The following is a 16,899-nucleotide window of genomic DNA, read 5'->3' on the forward strand; positions in this document are numbered from 1 at the left end:
GCTCCATATCCCGACACCGAAGAAGGTGAGGCCATGTCTACCTATCTCCGCCAAACCGGCCAGCGCTGGAGAAACCGGTCTATCGGCACGAAAATGATGGTTAACTTCGCGATATTATTTACCGTCATGATGCTCTCGATCGGCAGCTTTACGTACAACCTGTTCGTAGGCGCGTTCGAGCGGCAGACGATTCAGAATACGCAGAAGGTTATTACGCAGGCGATGATCAACATCGATTTTTATTTTAACGACATTAAGACTCCACTCATTATGCTGGCCCGCAATCCTAACGTGCTGAAGCTGCTGCGCGATTATTCCTCCGTCGATTGGACCTCGCGCCTGTCCATGCTGAGGGATTTCGAGGATTTCACGATCAACATCTACCAGTTCAAGCCCTACATCAAAGATATGATCGTCATCGGCAAAAACGGTTTCGTAAAAAACGTCAGCTCCTCGGATACCATTTCCGGGAGCTATTCGTTCTTCGACGAGGCCTGGATGAGCGGGATGAAGGAGCGCGATCTTCCCGGCATTCAGTTCATCAGTACCCACGCCAGCGATTACTATATCGGCAAGAACGCCCAGGACAAGGTGCTCTCCGCGCTGCTGTCGGTCGTCGACAACGGCAAGGTGCTCGGCTACGTGCTGTGCGACATCAATTTGCAGAAATTCAGCGAAATCGCGCAGACGGTATCCGTAGGCTCCGCCAGCCAAATCTATATGGTCGACCAGAACGGGGAGATCATCGTTCATTCCGATCCGGCGGCGGTGGGCGGCCGCATCGGCGATTCGCTGAGGCAGAGGATGTCGGGGGCCGGCTCGGGCTATTTTCAGGCGCAGCGCGACGGCGGCGACCGGTTGATCGTCTTTAACCGCTCGCAGGTCACCGGTTGGACGCTGGTCGGGGAAATTCCGTACGCGCAGATCGAGCAGACGGCGAACCAGAACCGGAAGGCCATTTGGGTAACGCTTATTGTCGGCATCCTGCTCGTCATTGTCATTTCCTACGTCGTTTCCAAACAGATCACGAAGCCGATCAAGGCGCTGCTGTCCCGTATCCGGAACGTGCAGAAGCACGACTTCAACGCCCAGCCGACCGACTACGGATACGGAGAGGTGGCAATCATCGGCGAGCGGTTCGAGCGGATGGTCAAGGAGATTCACGAACTGATCGAGCAGGTTTACGTGTCCAACCTGAAGCAGAAGGAAGCGGAGTTGAAGGAACTGCAGCAGCAGATCAACCCGCACTTTCTGTACAATACGCTCCACCTGATCAAGGCCGAGGCGGTTATGGAAAGACACCGGGAGGTCAGCTCTCTGGTGACGAGTCTGGGCGAGCTGCTGCGCTATCCGATTACCGGCCGGAACGAGCCGGTCAAGCTGGAGGACGAGTTGGCCTACGTGCGCAAATACGTAGAAATTTATCAGAAGCGCTTTAAAGGCAAATACGAATTTGCGTGCGAAGCGGAAGAGGCCGTCAGGGAGGCGGCGGTTCCGAAATTCATTTTGCAGCCGATTGTGGAAAACTGCATTGTCCATGCTTTTCCCGACAGGAAGACGGATTGCCGGATCGTGCTTCGCGCCGTCTGCCGGGAAGGCATCGTGGAGCTGAGCGTGACCGACAACGGCGTCGGGATGGCCAGGGAACAGGTGGAGAAATTGAACGAGCGCATTCTGGACGGAGACGAGGAGCGCAGCATCGGGCTGCAGAATGTGGCGCAGCGCATCAAGCTGCGGTACGGCCGGGAGTTCGGACTGACCGTCAGAAGCGAGCCGCAGGCCTTTACGGAAGTGCGTCTTACGTTTCCTTGCGAGCCGTACGCGCCTGGGGATTTTCGTTCCATAAGGGGGCTGCCGCATGCATAAAATCATTTTCATCGACGATGAAGCGACCAATCTGGAGCTGCTGGAACGCGTGCTGGACTGGAAGGAGCTCGGCTTCGAGGTGGCGGGGACCGCATCCGACGGCCGGGAGGGGCTGGAGCTGTTCCGCCGGGTTCGTCCGGCCGCGGTCATCGCGGACATCCGCATGCCGGTCATGGACGGGATGGATTTTATCCGCGAGGCGCGCCAACTGGACGCCCGCGCGCGCGTCATCGTTCTGAGCGCTTACGGAGAATTCGAATATGCCCGCCAGGCGATCGAGTACGGCGTCCACTCTTATTTGCTGAAGCCGATCAACGAGAACAAGCTGGCCGACATGCTTCGTCAAATCGGAGAGGAGCTGAAGCAGGAGCGGTCGGCGCGAAGCGAGGAGACGGTGCGCCGGCTTCTTCGCGAGTTGGAGCGGCCGGAGGAAGAAGCGGGCAAGCGCGTCCCCGAGCTGGCCGCTCTGCTGGAAGAGTTGGGCATCCGGAACGGAGCGGGGCAACTGGTTTATTGCGCGGAGGAGAAGTTGGGGGGGAAGGAAGAGGCACCGGACGGAGGCCCGGAGAGCCCGGTTCGGCGGGCGGATGTCGCCGCCTGCGCCGTTGCGCTCGCTCCGGGAGCGACGCTTCTCGTCTGCCCGCCCGAGCCTCCGGGCAGCCAGGGCCGGCTGGCGCGGAAGCTTCGCGAACACGGCGGGGCAGCGGGCAAAGCCCGCTGCGGCATCAGCACGGTGCGGACGTTCCCCGAAGGCTTTGCTCGCGCGTATCGGGAAGCGGCGGAAGCGGCGGAGGCCGGATTTTACGAGGAAGCGGATTGCGCGGTCGTGCAGTATGGGGAGGGGGCGCGGCTTCAGCCGCTCGCCTCGGACGAATTCATTCGCCGGAAATGGGCGCTGCTGGAGAAGGTGCAATCCGGCAATGCCCATTCTTTGTCACAGTGGATTAGGGAAGCGCTGTCCGAATTCGGAGGCAAGCCGACGCGTCCGTCCGACCTGCGCCGATTTTGCGAGGAGTGCATTGTGCTGGTACGCGAGGAACTGGGCAAGCTGGACGGCGAGTTTGCCGACATGCTCGCCGGCGCGGAAGCAAGCGACCTGCAAAGCTGCTTCCGTTTCGGCAGCCTGCTCGCTTTTATGGAGGAAATTGCCGTCAAGGCGAGCTCGGCCATCCGCTCCGTGCAGAGCAACAATAAAAATTACGCCTTGATCCGCAAGGCCAAGGAGTACGTGCTGGAGCATTACGACGAGGAAAGCTTTACGATCCAGGACGTGGCCGACCATGTCGGGCTCAGCAAAAATCATTTCTCCAAAATTTATAAGGATCAGACCGGGGAGAATTTCTGGGATTACGTCATTCGTTTCCGTCTGGAGCAAGCGAAGAAATGGCTGCGGGAGACGAGCAAAACGAATTACGAGATCGCCTGCCTGATCGGATACAGCAGCGAGTATCACTTCAGCCGGATGTTCGCCAAGGAAACGGGCATGACGACGACGCAATACCGCAAGCGGTACGGCAGCTAAAAGCGCAAAATCGTAGAATAGCGCAAACAATCATGATATCGCGCATTTTGAAGCGTTTTCGCGTCCTTTATAGTTAAGTCAAGCAAATATAAAGGGGATGAACAAGCTTGAAGAAAAAAACGATGACCCTCTTGTCCGTGCTGCTGGCCGCGACGGCGCTGACCGCCTGCGGCAACGACGAGAAAGCCGCTTCGCCGGGCGGAAGCCAGGCGAGCGGCGGCGACGAGAAAGTGAAGCTGACCTTCTTGTCGCTGTACAACGAGGACGGCATGAAGCCGCTGCTGGACGCGTTTAACGCGAAATATCCGAATATCGAGATCGACCTGCAGTTCGCGCCGCCGACCAAGGATTACGAAGAGAAGCTCAAGGTGCTGACGGTGACCAACGAAGTGCCCGATCTGTTCTTCCTGAACCCGCAAAACCGCTTCGAGATGATCAAGAACGGCTATGCGACGGACATTTCCGACAATTCGGCCTTTGCCAACCTGAATCAAAACAATATCGATCAATACAGCTTCGAAGGCAAACAGTACGCCTTCGCGCCGGATACCTGGCTGGGCGGCATTTTGTACAACAAAAAGCTGTTCGCAGACGCCGGCATTGCCGGAACGCCGACGACCTGGGCGGAGCTGGTCGACACGATGAACCGGATCAAGGCCCAAGGAGTCAAGCCGATCATGGAGCGCGGAGAGTATTTGTGGACGCTTCCCAACGCCTTGTTCTATAACGATGTCATCTCCAAGGACGACACGCTGGACGATCAGATTATCGAAGGCAAAAAAACGTTCGCCGACCTGTGGACGGGACCCTACCAAACCTGGTACAAGGATATCGTGCAAAGCGGCTTGTACGAGAAAGATTTCCTGGGCGTCGGAACGGATCAGTTCATCAATGAATTCGCGACCGGCCAAGTGGCGATGATCGTCGGCAACAACGATCACCTCAAGCGCATTCTGGAAGCGAATCCGGATCTTGATCTGGGCATCTTTCCGCTCGTCGGCACGGAGCCGGGCATCCAGTATTTGTACGGAACGGTCAACGTCGGCATCGCCGTCGGCTCGCAGACGAAGAACCGGGACGCGGCGTACAAGTTTATCGAGTTCGTCGGCTCGCCGGAAGGCGCTACGCTGTACTCGAACATGACCGGCTACCTGTCCGGGGTGAACGGCTCGCAGTCCAAGGTTCCTGAAGTGATGGCCGAATTCAACCGGATGTACCTCGACAACGAGGTTCGCCTGTACTTGCCGCACAACAACTTCGGCGACTATTCCGTATCCTTGCTGGCGGAGCTGGTCAAAGCTTCCCAGGACGCGCTCGCCGGCGTCATTCCGCCGGAAGAGGTTCCGCAGCGGCTGGATGCCAAGCTGAAAGAATTGCAGCAAAGATAAACAGAGAACATGACGGGATAGGGACTCCGGTTCCTATCCCGCCATTTTAGGAAAGGATGGACGGGGTGAAATCGAAAAACGCTTTATTTTACGGCTTGCTTTTCATCGCGCCGGCATTTCTCGTCTATACGCTGATCCGGATTATTCCGTTGTCGATGAGCTTCTTGTACTCCTTTACCAACTGGGACGGATTTTCCCCGACCTACAGCTTCGTCGGCTTCAGGAACTATGCGGCGCTGACGTCCAACCATGCGATTATCCAAACCATTAAAAATACATTGGTATTCGCCGTAGCCAACGTTGCGCTCATTACGCTGCTGGCGATTCCGATTGCGATAGCCCTGAACAGCAGGCTGAAAACGAGAAACCTGCTGCGGGCGGTCTTCTTCTTCCCGTCCGTGCCGAGCGTGCTCATTATCGGCTACGTCTGGCTGTTCATTCTGAACCCGAGCAGCAGCGGCATTATGAACCAGCTGCTGCTCCAACTGGGACTTGCCAAGGTGTCCTGGCTGTCCGACTACGACATGGCGATGGTGTCGCTGATCATGGTGTCGGTATGGCGGCTGACCGGCTGGCACTGCTGCATTTACATCGCGAATCTGCAGAGCATTCCGAAGGACTACTACGAGGCGGCGATGATTGACGGCGCGAACGGCTGGCAGCGATTCCGCGCGATTACGTTCCCGATGCTGGCTCCTTCGATGACGATCAGCATGCTGCTCATTACGATCGACAGCCTGAAGGTGTTCGAGCTGCCGTTCGCCCTGACGAAGGGCGGTCCCGGCAGCGCCACGACGCTGATGACGCAATTGATCATCGAGAAAGGCATCAACGATCATTTGGTCGGCCAATCGTCGGCATTTTCCATCGTATTCATCCTCTTTATTTTCGTCGTCGCCGTATTTCAATTGAAGATGATGCGCCGCAGAGAGGAGAGACTCGACGGATGACGCTCGACAAATATTCCTATCGCTATCTCGCTCTGGAAATTTTCATGATCGTACTTGCGCTGTTTATCGTCTTTCCTTTTTTCTTCATTATCATCAATACGCTGAAAACCAATTCGGAGGTGCTGCTCAATCCGCTGGCCCTGCCAAGCAGCGTCAGCTTCGACAACTACGCGGAAGCGTTCCGCAAGATGAATTTCTGGACTTCATTTAAAAATACTTCGCTGATTACGCTGATCTCGGTATCGCTGATGGTGTTGATGGGGTCGATGGCGGCTTATCCCGTGTCCCGGTTCGGCAGCCGCTGGACGTCGCTCGTGCTCGTCTACTTCCTGATCGGGTTTATGGTTCCGCTGCAGACGACGATGGTTCCTTTGTTCGTGACGATCCGCAACATCGGCCTGAACGATTCGATTTACGGCGTCATGCTGATCTATGCGGCCAACTGCATCTTCTCCTTCTTTCTGTACACCGGCTTTATGAAAACTGTGCCCCGCGAGCTGGAGGAAGCGGGCATGATCGACGGCTGCAACCCGTGGCAGATTTTCTGGAAAATCGTGTTCCCGCTGCTGAAGCCGGTCACCGTGACGATTATTATTCTGGAAACGATGTGGGTATGGAACGACTTTACGTTCGCCTATCTGTTCCTGCACTCCAAGGACAAAATTACGCTCGTGCTGGAAATCTACAAAGGGGTCGGCGAGTTTTCCAACGATTGGCCGATTATGCTGTCGACGATGGTCATCGTTATTTTGCCGGCCGCGATTTTCTACCTGGTGCTGCAAAGACAGATTATCTCCGGCTTGACCAGCGGAGCGTTGAAAGGATAACCCGGGGCCGCGCCTGGAAGGAGCATGAGCATGGACAAAGCAAGGTTCGGCAATCCGCCGTCGCAATACCGTCCCGCCCCGCTGTGGATATGGAACGACGAGATGGACAAGGAGGAGCTGTTCCGGGAACTGGAGCAGCTTCGGGCGCACGGCTTCGGCGGCGCCTTCATCCACCCGCGTCCGGGGCTGGTGACGGAATATTTGTCCGAGGAATGGTTCGAACTGTGCCGTTCCGTGACGGAGCATGCCGAGCGGATCGGCATGAAAATTTATTTGTACGACGAAAATTCCTATCCGTCCGGCTTCGCCGGCGGGCACGTCTCCTCTCAGCTGCCGGACTGTCTGGGCAACATGGTGCAGGCCAGGCGGCTGACGGCGGAAGAGCTGACGGCGGGCGCCGCCTTCCGCTCGTTGAATATCCATCGCCCCGGACATCCGGTGCGAGCTTGGGCGTACGAGGAAACGGAGGGCGGCGTCTGCCGGCTCGGCCGGGAGGTGACCGATCTGCCGCAGGCGGAGTGGCCCGAATACGGCGAGCGCTTCATGGTGTTCGAGACGGGCGAGCCGCAGACGAATCCCTGGCTGGGCGGCTTTGCTTATACGGACCTGCTGCGGCCCGAGGTGACGGAGCTGTTCCTGCAGACGACCTATGAAGCGTATCGCGACGTCATCGGCGACAAGTTCGGCTCTATCGTGCCGGCGATTTTCACCGACGAGCCGGAAATTTCGCCGGGCAATCTGTTCGAGGCCGCCGCGTATACGCTGCCGTTCAGCTACTGGTTCGCGGCCGAGTTCGAGCGCCGCAACGGCTACGAGCTGAAGGACCATTTGCCCTGCCTGTTTTTCGAGACGGACGCCGCCGCCTTCGAGGTCGCTCCGACCAAGGTTCGCTACGATTATTACGCGACGGTCAGAGAGCTGTGGGAGAACAATTTCGTCAAGCCGATCTTCGCGTGGTGCGCGGAGCACAGCATCAACTGGACGGGGCATTTTCTCGAGCATCTGTGGCCGATTCCGTGGGGACGAACCTCTCCGGCGATTATGTCGCTCTACGAGTACATGCAATGGCCGGGCATCGATATGCTCAAGGCGTTCCTGCTGGAGCGGGACGGCTTTGACGGACAGCTGCTCAACATCCGCGAGGTGCACAGCGCGGCCAACCAGCTCGGGAAGGAGCGGGTGCTGTGCGAAGCGTTCGGGGCCGGCGGATGGGATTCGACGTTCGAGGATTACAAGCGGATCGGGGATTGGCTGGTCGTCAACGGCGTTAATTTCTTCACGCCGCATCTGACGTATTCGACGATCGTCGGCGCGCGGAAACGCGATCATCCCCAATCGTTCGATTGGCGCCAGCCGTGGTGGGAGGAGTTCACGGAGCTTAACGATTATTTCGGCCGACTGAGCTACTCTTTGTCGCAGGGCCGGACCGAGAACCGCATTTTGCTGCTGCATCCGACGACCTCGATTTTTCTGGAGCTTCCGTCTTCCGAGCGGGGTACGATCCGGGAATGGGACAATATGCCGGCGTATCCGGGCATGGAGAGGTATGTGAAAGGCGTTCAGCAGCTTTGCGACGCGCATTGGGATTTCGATCTGGGCGACGAGTTCATTCTGGAGCGCAACGCCTGGGTGCACGGGACCCGTCTGGCTGTCGCCGAGCGGGAATATGACGTCGTGATCGTTCCGGCGGCGATGAGGAACGCGAAGCGGACGACGCTGGAGCTGCTGAAGCGCTATGCGGCGAACGGCGGCAGGCTGATTCTGTTCGGCGAAGGGGAGCCTTGCCGTTATGTGGACGGGCTGCCGGACGACGGTATCCGTTCGCTGCTGCCCCGGTGCGCAAGAGCGCCGGGCTTCGAAGAGCTGCATCGGGAGCTGGAGCGGACGCTGGAGCCGCGTCTGCTGCGGCGCGCCGAAGCGGCCGATCTCCCTTCGGGGACCGCTTCCTTGCGACGCGTCATGGCCGATGGCAGCGAGCTGATCTTCATCGCGAACAGCTCTCCCCAGGAGGCGTGCCTGCCGGTTGCGCTTGCCGGAGCGTTCGTCGAAGAGCTGGATCTGTGGACCGGCGAGGCGAAGCCGCTCGCTTGGGCGGTCAGGGATGGCCGCATGTGCCTGGACCTGGAGCTGCCGTCCAACGGTTCAAGAATGCTCCGAGTGACGGCCGGGCCGGACGCGCTCTGGTCGGAGGAGGCCGGATGCGAGCCGACCGCCTCCGGGACAGGGAGCGTCGCCGTTCCGGCAGCGGGGTCGCTGACGGTCAGAGCCGACAGTCCGAATACGCTGCCACTCGATTATTGCGATCTGCGCCTAGGGAAGCGGGAATACCGCCAAATTTCGACGCTGCATGCCTGTCAGCTCGTCTTCGAGCACCACGGCTTCGAATGCAATCCGTGGGACAACGCCGTGCAGTTCAAGCGGCGGATTCTCGACCGCAACCGCTTCGACGAGACTTCGGGGTTCACGGTCAGCTATGCGTTCCGGGTGGCCGAAGGCGGGTTGCCGCGGACGCTGCAGCTGCTGGTCGAGCATGGCAGCTATTACGAGCTGAAGGTCAACGGGCGGCCGGTGTCATGGTCGGGCGGGTCGTCCCGTCTCGATCGCCATTACGCCGTAGCGGATTTGACCGGTGCGGCGGTCGCGGGGGACAACACGATCGAACTGAAGGCCAGCCCGTTCGATGTCCGGCTGGAGGTGGAGCCGGTCGTGCTGCAGGGCGATTTCGGAGTATACGCATCCGGGGGACAATGGCTGCTCGGCGCTTCCCGCGAGCTGCGGCCGGGCGACTGGACAAAGCAAGGGTATCCGTTCTACGGACAGGCGATGAGCTACGAACGCGTCATTCGGCTCGACCGGACGGACAAGCGTCTGTGGGTGCGGCTCGGCGAATGGGAAGGAACCTGCGCGGCGGTGCTCGTCAACGGCGAGCGCGCCGGACTGGTCTGGCGGCAGCATTCGGAACAGGTGGAGATCACTTCGCTCGTGCGTCCGGGCGGCAATCTCGTGGAGGTGCGGATCAGCGGCAGCTTCAAAAACCTGTTCGGCCCCCATCACGATCCCGACCGTCCGCGCAAGGTCGCCTGGCCGAAGTTTTGGAAGAACGGCCCCAAGGTCGGTCAGCCTTCCGCCGACGCTTACGATCTGATCGGCTACGGCTTGCGGGACGGCTTTGCCGTCGTGAGCGATTGACCGGGCGAACGACGCCCGTACGGAGACAGCCGCCCTCGCAGGGGCGGCTGTTTTCTCGTTCCTTTCTTGACTAAAGTAACGCAGTACAAGGGCCGCGAGAAGTTTACAAAGCGGGTTTCCAGCGAGATATGGGAGCTGCGTCCGGGAAGAAATCTCCCTCGCAGGAAGTAGCCGTCGCTCAGAGGAGGATGGAAAGCTGGATGTCCGTCGCCCGCATCGAAAACGGAGGTGCAGTTCCCTCGCTTGGATAACGGCCTGCCTACCCAAGCATCCCCCTCAAGCTTCGGAGCCGGGCCGCCGACTGGTCGGCGTAGTCAGGTCGGCACGTCTCCAGCGTCCAGTTGACCGGGAGGCCGCTGTCCTCGACAAGCTTGACGACGGTCGGGAACGGAATGCTGCCGTCTCCGACGGCGAGGTGGCTGTCGGAGTCTCCCGGATTGTCGTTGATATGCAAGCCGACTAGCTGCGGCAGCACCTTCTGTAGCTCGCCGACGCAGCGGCCTTCGCCGAGCAGGTGAGCGTGCGCGACGTCGAATACGATGCGCAGCCTCGGATCGCCGACGGCCTCTGTAATTTCAAGAATAAAGTCGACCTTCGATCCGAGCGTGTCGGGATACGGAGGGACATTCTCCAGCGCGAAGCGGATTCCCTGCCGCTCGGTTCGAGCCAGAATCTCCCGCAGGAACGCAATGCAGCGGCGCAGCGCCTCCCGTTCCCGCAGCTCCGAATCCGCGTCGTCACTCTCCGGAGGGAGCAGGCCGCAATGAAGCACGACGTAGCGGCAGTCCAGACGGGAGGCGATATCCGCCGCCCGCAGCAGCAGCCTTTTGCTTTCTTCGATCTCCCGGACCGCCAGCGCGCCGGGATTCAGGCCGTGAATCGGAGCGTGCAGTGTCCATTCTATGCCGTGCGACTCGCCTAATTCCTTCAGCAGCCCCAGCTCCCGGTTGGACCAGAACAGCAGCTCCCGATGACGATCCTCGCACATCAGTTCGATGCTCCGCCAGCCCTTCTCTACAAGCTCGAGCAGCGCGTCTTTCAGCGGCAGCCCGATCAGCGAGAAAGTCGAGATCGAATAATCCCTGTAATCGTTCATTGCTCCTCCTCCTATTTAATTCCCGATTGCATGAAGCTGCTGATAAACTGTCTCTGAAAGAAGAAAAAGCCGATCAGCAGAGGTGCCGCGACAATGAGCGTCGCCGCCGTCACCTCGGACCATTGCGCTCCCGTCTCGGACGAGGAGGCGAATAGAGACAAGCCGACGGTCAGCGGCCGCTTCTCGACCGAATTGGTGACGATCAGCGGCCACAGGAAGTTGTTCCAATGGTAGCTGACCGAGACGAGCGCGAACGAGATATAGGCCGACTTGCCCAGCGGAAAATAGATTTTCCACAGAATTCCCCATTTGGAATGTCCCTCTACCGTGGCCGCCTCCTCCAGCTCCGGCGGAATCGACTTGAAAAACTGCCGCAGCAGAAACACGCCGAAGGCGGAAGCGAAATAGGGAATCATAATTCCCGTCCGGGTGTCGAGCAAGGACAGCTCCCGCAAAATCGCATAGTTGGGGAAGATCAGCACGTCGTTGGGAATCATGATTTGCATCAGAAACAAGGTGAAGAACAGCGACTTTCCCCAGAACCGCAATCTGGCGAACGCGTAAGCGGCCAGCGTAACCGTAAAGATCTGAACGGCCAGCACGCCCAGCACGATCAGAATCGTATTCGCGAAATAGATGGAGAAAGGAGCGCCCTGCCAGACGTTCCGGAAGTTGTCGAGCGTAAACTCGAAGCTGAACCGGGGGGAGAGGGCGAGCGCTTTCGGACGGATGGACATGTAGACGACCCACAGCAGCGGGATCAGCCAGAGAACGGCCATGGCGTACATGACGCCTTGGACGGCCAGTTTGGGAATGCGCTTTGCCATGCGAGACGGGTTCCTCCTTGCGTCAGTAGTGAATTTTGCGATCCATCCAGAAAAATTGAACGGCGGAGATCGCGAGCAGCACCGCGATCATAACGACAGTCAGTGTCGAAGCCTTACCCAAATCCCAATACGCGAACGCCTGCTCATAAATATAGTAGAGAAGCAGGCTGCTGGCATTGTCCGGGCCGCCCTTCGTCATGACGAACAGATGGTCGACGAGCTTGAAGGAATTGGTCAGCGCAACGATCATGACGAACAGCGTCGTCGGCATAAGCAGCGGGAAGGTGATTTTGCGGAACACGAGCCACGGCCGGGCCCCGTCCATATCGGCTGCTTCGTAGAGCTCCCGGGAGACGTTCTGCAATCCCGCCAAGTAGAAAATCATAAAATAGCCCGCTTCCCGCCATACGATCATGACGATCATCGCCCACATGACCAGGGCGGGGTTGCCGAGCCAGTTCAGATGCCCCATTTCCACGGCCTGCAGCGCTCTGCTGAGCAGGCCGTACTGCGGCGTGTAGATGAACAGCCAGACGTTGGCGATCGCAATCATCGGAATGACGTTCGGATAGAAGAACGCCGTTCGGACGAATCCTTTGCCGCGCAGCGCCTTGTTGGCGAATACGGCCATCGCCAGCGCCAGTGCGATAGAGGTCGGAATCGTGCCGAGCGCGAACCACAGATTGTTGCCCATCACCTTCCAGAAGACGGAGTCTTCCGACAACGAGCGATAATTGTCCAACCCGGTAAACACCGGGTTCCGAATCGCCAGATCGGCCTGCTGGAAGCTCAGGACAACGGTTTTGCCGATCGGGTAGAACGTAAACAAGATCAGAAACACGAGCGACGGGAGCAGCAACAGCCAGGCGAAGCTGTTGTCCTTCCATGCTTTTGCACGTAACACCGGCCATCTCTCCTCGTATAGCTGTTGGGGGAGACAAGCGGGGGAATCATCGATGACGATTCCCCCGGTCGTCGCTTATTGAAACGGAACGAGCGCTTTATCGGCTTCTTCCTGTGCGGCCTTTAACGCTTCGGCGGGAGTCGCGTTCCCGGTAACGGCCCGCTGGATCGCATCGCTCAGCGCCTTGACGACTCTTCCCACGTTGTGCGTGGCCAGCTCGCTGTCCGCATAGGGCAGCTGGTCTTTGGCGACCAGAGCTTCCGGGAAATCCGCGGTGTAGGCTTTCATTTGCTCCGTCTCGTAAGCGGATTCTCGAACGGCGACATAGCCGGTGTCGATGCTCCACTGGGCCGCGCGCTCGGGCTCGGTCAAAAACTTGATGAACTTCCAGGCGGCCTGCTGGTTTTTCTCGGGAATTCCTTTGAAAATGTAGAGATTTCCGCCGCCGGTAGGCGAGCCGTATTGCTGCTTCGCAGGCAGGAAGCTGACGCCGAAGTCGAAGCCTGCGTTCGCCTTCACATTGGCCAGATTGCCCGACGTATGGTACATCATCGCCGTTTTGCCCTGGATGAAGTCGGACGGCGTCGTCGCCCAATCGAGAATGCCTTCGGGCATCGCCTTATGCTTTTGCGACAGATCGACCCAGAATTGCAGCGCTTCGACGTTCTCCGGGGTATTGAAGATCGCCTGCTTGCCGTCGGCGGTCATGACGTTTTTGCCGTTCTGCAGCGCGAACGTCTGGAATAGCCAGGTGGCCGTCGTCGTTCCGTTCTGAGGAATTTCGATGCCCCATTGTCCCGGCTTCGTCAGCCGCACGGCCATTTCCGTCAGCTCGTCCCACGTCGTCGGCGGCTTCTCGGGATCGAGACCGGCATCCCGGAAAGCGTCCTTGTTGTAATACAGAACGACCGTACTCCGCTGGAAAGGGATGCTGTAGGTTTGGCCCCCCGTCTGCGCGTTCGCCATGAAGGCGGGGAAGAAGTCCGGCAGGAACGATTCGTCCGCATCGCGGGCGATAAAGTCGTCCAGAGGGATAACGGCGTCCATATCCATGAGAGTGAACAGCTCGTTGGCCAGCATGACGGCGACGTCCGGAGGATTGCCCCCCTGCACGGCCGCCTGCGTCTTGACGCCGGTGTCGGCGTAATTCCCGGTGTAGACGGCCTTAACGGTAATATTGGGGTTCTGTCGGGTGAATTCCGCGGACATCGCTTCGATCGTCGCGGTCAAGGGGCCGCCGACCTGGACCGGGTAGTAGAACGTCAGCTCGATCTTCTCGTCGTCCGTGTCTGCGGCTGCCGTTCCGGCTGCGGGCTGGGAGGGCGAACCGCCTTCCTCCGGAGCGGAGGTCGAGCAGCCCGCGATCGTGCCGGCGATGAGCAGCAGGGCGAGCAGCGGTTTGAGATGCGCTATCATTTTAGTGGATTTCCCCTTTCGGTTAGTGGCTACCTCCGTAGTGTAGAGCATTCGTTTCGGCTGTCGAAATCCTCTCATCTTCAGGTTTAGTTCGAATTATTAGGAACGTTAATCATTGTTGCTTCCGGCGCGGCGGTTCTGTGATATATTCTAGCTGTAGTTATTATTCCGACGAAGCGGGAGGCAGGCATTGAATCGTTTGCGATGGTCTTCCATGAATTTGAGCCAGAAGATGCTGATCGTTTTTCTGATGCTGATCGCTATCCCTCTCAGTATACAGGGATATGTGACGTACACCGATTTTTCCCGCGCGCTGGAACAGAAGACGATCGACTATGTGGAGCGTATCGTCCGGCAGATCAATACGAGCCTCGAACAGAAGCTCAAGGAGGAGATGCAGAGCCTGTCGTTGCTGCCGCTGTACAATGAAGACGTGCTCGCGCTGCTGGAGAAGTATGCCTTGCCCGAATACGCCGGCATTGAGCCGTCGACCGAAGAGAAGAACCGCATGTTCCGGCATATCGCCGGCTCCACCTTCTACAAACCGGAAATTCGCGGCATTCAGATTGTCGCCAACAACGGCTACATTTTCACGAATATGGATCCGTACATTGTTGACGCTTTTATTCGGTACGACGAGGAGCCGTGGTACGAGCGGGTCAGGCAGGCGGACGGCAAATGGGTTACCCTGCCGCAGCACAAGCCGAACTATTTGCACGACAATTCTCCGGAGCAGTACGTATCCATCGCCAAGCTGATTCGCGAGCCCAGCTCAACCCGGCTGCTGGGCATGATCAAGCTGGATTTGCGGGCCGAATTGTTCCGGAACATTACGGCCAACTATCAGGCCGGGGAGCTGGGATATCTGGTCGTTGTCAACGACCGGCACGAATTGTATTACGAGCAAAACATCGAACGGCCGTACCGGATGTACGAGCAGGTCGTGCGGTCGCTGCCCGCGCGCAGCATCAAGACGCGAATGAGCATGGACGGGGAGCCGTACCTGATCATCGCCAACCATTCCGAATTTCTCGGCCTGCGGGTGATCAGCATGATTCCGCTAAACGTGCTGCTCGGCAAATCGATCGCCTTGCGCAACTTCACATTTGTAATCGCTCTCATTTGTCTGTTCTGCTCGGGTCTGCTCGCTTTGTTTTTCTCGCATCGGCTGAGCAAGCCGCTGAAGCTGATGAGGAACAAAATGCGACTCGTCGAGCAGGGCAAGTTCAACCTCAGAGTAGCCGTACCCGCCTTGTCCGACGACGAGATCGGCCAGCTGGCACGAGGCTTCAACCGCATGACGGACGAGATCGAACGGCTGATCAACGAGGTGTACGCCATCGGACTGAAGGAGAAGGAAGCCGAGCTTGCGGCGTTGCTCTCCCGCATCAACCCGCATTTTATCTACAATACGCTGGAGTCGATCAATATGATGGCCGTTCGCCATCAGGCCTACGACGTCTCCGACATGGTGTCCGCCCTGGGCAATCTGCTTCGCTACAGCGTGGACAAGCAGGATCGCAGAGTGACGCTGCGGGACGAGCTGGAATCGCTGCAATCCTATGTGAAAATCCAGAAAATCCGTTACGGTGACCGGCTGAACGTCATTTTCGAGGTGGAGGAAGAGCTGTTGGATGTGTGCATTCCCAAGCTGCTGCTGCAGCCGTTGGTGGAAAATGCGATCTATCACGGGCTGGACGAGCATGGAGAGGGCGGGACCGTATGGGTGACGGCGGCGCGGTTCGAGCGGGACATCCTGCTAATTGTCAGCGACGACGGGAAAGGGTTGTCCGGAGCGGAGATCGAGACGCTCAAGCGTTCGTTGCTGCTGCCGGCCGTTTCGCCGGAAGGAGCCAAGCGCGGATTGGCGCTGAAAAACATTAATGACAGAATGCTGCTGATGTTCGGCAAGGAGTACGCGATCGACATTGACGGCAGCGAAGGACAAGGCGCGTCTTTTACGCTGACGATTCCATACGACAAGGGGGACATGAAGAAAGATGAACATTTTGCTGGTCGAGGATGAAGCGGTAATTCGCGACGGCATCGTTAAGCTGGTGGAGCAGGTGTCCGGGTTCCGCATCGTAAAGCAGGCCCGGAACGGGAAAGAGGCGTTGGCGTATATGCGCAGCTCGCTGCCGGATTGCCTGGTTACCGACATTCGGATGCAGGAGATGGACGGGCTGACGCTGATCGCCAGAGCCAGAGTGCTTTATCCGCAGCTGCCCGTCATCGTCATTAGCGGATACGGCGAATTTGAATACGCCCAGCAGGCGCTTCGTTACAACGTTCAGGATTATTTGCTCAAGCCGATCGACCGGATCGAGCTGATCGCCAGCCTGCAGCGGGTGAGAGGTAAGGTGAAGAAGGGGGAGACAGCCTTCCCGGAACCGGCGCACAGCCCGGCGGCGACGGAGAACGAGCCGGCCGGCGAGAAGAAAAATTCTTCTATTATTCGCAAAGTCAAAGAATACATCCACGAGCATACATCCGGCGATCTTAGGCTGCAGGTGCTCGCGGACCACGTCCATCTCAGCGCGACTTATCTGTGTCAATTATTCAAAAAGGAAGCCGAGTTGAACCTCTCCGAGTATATTGCCGAAGTGCGGATCGCCAGGTCCAAGCAGCTGCTGTCGACCACGCAGCTGAAAATTTACGAGGTGGCCCGGCTGTCCGGGTTCCAAAGTCCGAAGCATTTTATGCTTATCTTCAAGCAGAAGGTCGGAACGACGGCGATTCAATATCGGGAGGAGACTGTATCGACAGACATCGACGAGTCCGTAATAATTCGAACCAAACCTGAAGATGAGAGGGTTTCTTTCGAAGCCTCCCAGCCTCTATAGTAATTGGTGTGCAGCTCTTGGCCGCATGATGTAAGCGCTGCCCGGATGCTGCTCCAATGGCAAAGATCAGG

Annotated in this window: 12 protein-coding genes; 8 read left to right on the top strand and 4 right to left on the bottom strand. The window is 58.2% G+C overall.

Features of this window, described 5'->3' with window-relative positions; genetic code table 11:
* The first annotated feature begins 33 nt into the window (after positions 1 to 33).
* From ACFFT4_RS18090 to ACFFT4_RS18115, 6 genes are all read left to right on the top strand, one after another.
* Positions 34 to 1,866 carry a cache domain-containing sensor histidine kinase gene (locus ACFFT4_RS18090; protein ID WP_378050012.1) on the top strand — a complete coding sequence of 611 codons (1,833 nt, stop codon included), beginning with the start codon at positions 34 to 36 and terminating at the stop codon, positions 1,864 to 1,866.
* A complete protein-coding gene (locus ACFFT4_RS18095; protein WP_378050014.1) occupies positions 1,859 to 3,388 on the top strand; it encodes a response regulator transcription factor in 1,530 nt (509 codons plus the stop codon). Before ACFFT4_RS18090 ends, ACFFT4_RS18095 begins: the two co-directional genes overlap by 8 nt.
* A gap of 107 nt (positions 3,389 to 3,495) precedes the next feature.
* Complete coding sequence (locus ACFFT4_RS18100; RefSeq protein WP_378050016.1) at positions 3,496 to 4,776, top strand: ABC transporter substrate-binding protein; 1,281 nt, start codon at positions 3,496 to 3,498, stop codon at positions 4,774 to 4,776.
* 65 nt (positions 4,777 to 4,841) lie between these two features.
* Positions 4,842 to 5,726, top strand: a complete 885-nt coding sequence (locus ACFFT4_RS18105) for a carbohydrate ABC transporter permease (RefSeq protein ID WP_378050017.1) — start codon at positions 4,842 to 4,844, stop codon at positions 5,724 to 5,726.
* Complete coding sequence (locus ACFFT4_RS18110) at positions 5,723 to 6,553, top strand: carbohydrate ABC transporter permease (RefSeq protein WP_378050019.1); 831 nt, start codon at positions 5,723 to 5,725, stop codon at positions 6,551 to 6,553. The genes ACFFT4_RS18105 and ACFFT4_RS18110 overlap by 4 nt, the downstream gene beginning before the upstream one ends.
* A gap of 30 nt (positions 6,554 to 6,583) precedes the next feature.
* Positions 6,584 to 9,742 (top strand): glycosyl hydrolase, encoded by a 3,159-nt coding sequence (locus ACFFT4_RS18115; protein WP_378050021.1) that lies wholly within the window; start codon positions 6,584 to 6,586, stop codon positions 9,740 to 9,742.
* A 259-nt stretch (positions 9,743 to 10,001) separates the two neighbouring features.
* Here ACFFT4_RS18115 and ACFFT4_RS18120 read toward each other — a convergent pair whose 3' ends face one another.
* From ACFFT4_RS18120 to ACFFT4_RS18135, 4 genes are all read right to left on the bottom strand, one after another.
* Positions 10,002 to 10,838, bottom strand: a complete 837-nt coding sequence (locus tag ACFFT4_RS18120) for a sugar phosphate isomerase/epimerase family protein (protein WP_378050023.1) — start codon at positions 10,836 to 10,838, stop codon at positions 10,002 to 10,004.
* An 11-nt stretch (positions 10,839 to 10,849) separates the two neighbouring features.
* A complete protein-coding gene (locus ACFFT4_RS18125; RefSeq protein WP_378050025.1) occupies positions 10,850 to 11,665 on the bottom strand; it encodes a carbohydrate ABC transporter permease in 816 nt (271 codons plus the stop codon).
* A 22-nt stretch (positions 11,666 to 11,687) separates the two neighbouring features.
* A complete protein-coding gene (locus tag ACFFT4_RS18130; protein WP_378050027.1) occupies positions 11,688 to 12,569 on the bottom strand; it encodes a carbohydrate ABC transporter permease in 882 nt (293 codons plus the stop codon).
* A 75-nt stretch (positions 12,570 to 12,644) separates the two neighbouring features.
* Positions 12,645 to 13,985, bottom strand: coding sequence for an ABC transporter substrate-binding protein (locus tag ACFFT4_RS18135; protein WP_378050028.1), 1,341 nt, complete (start codon positions 13,983 to 13,985; stop codon positions 12,645 to 12,647).
* Between the two features lie 190 nt (positions 13,986 to 14,175).
* Between ACFFT4_RS18135 and ACFFT4_RS18140 the strand changes: the two genes are divergently transcribed.
* Positions 14,176 to 16,011 (top strand): cache domain-containing sensor histidine kinase, encoded by a 1,836-nt coding sequence (locus tag ACFFT4_RS18140; protein WP_378050029.1) that lies wholly within the window; start codon positions 14,176 to 14,178, stop codon positions 16,009 to 16,011.
* The gene (locus tag ACFFT4_RS18145) at positions 15,986 to 16,828 is read left to right on the top strand and encodes a response regulator transcription factor (RefSeq protein WP_378050030.1); all 843 of its coding nucleotides are present in this window, start codon (positions 15,986 to 15,988) and stop codon (positions 16,826 to 16,828) included. Before ACFFT4_RS18140 ends, ACFFT4_RS18145 begins: the two co-directional genes overlap by 26 nt.
* Positions 16,829 to 16,899: the final 71 nt, after the last annotated feature.

This window comes from Cohnella cellulosilytica (genome assembly GCF_042431195.1).
Taxonomy (GTDB): Bacteria; Bacillota; Bacilli; order Paenibacillales; family Paenibacillaceae; genus Cohnella; species Cohnella cellulosilytica.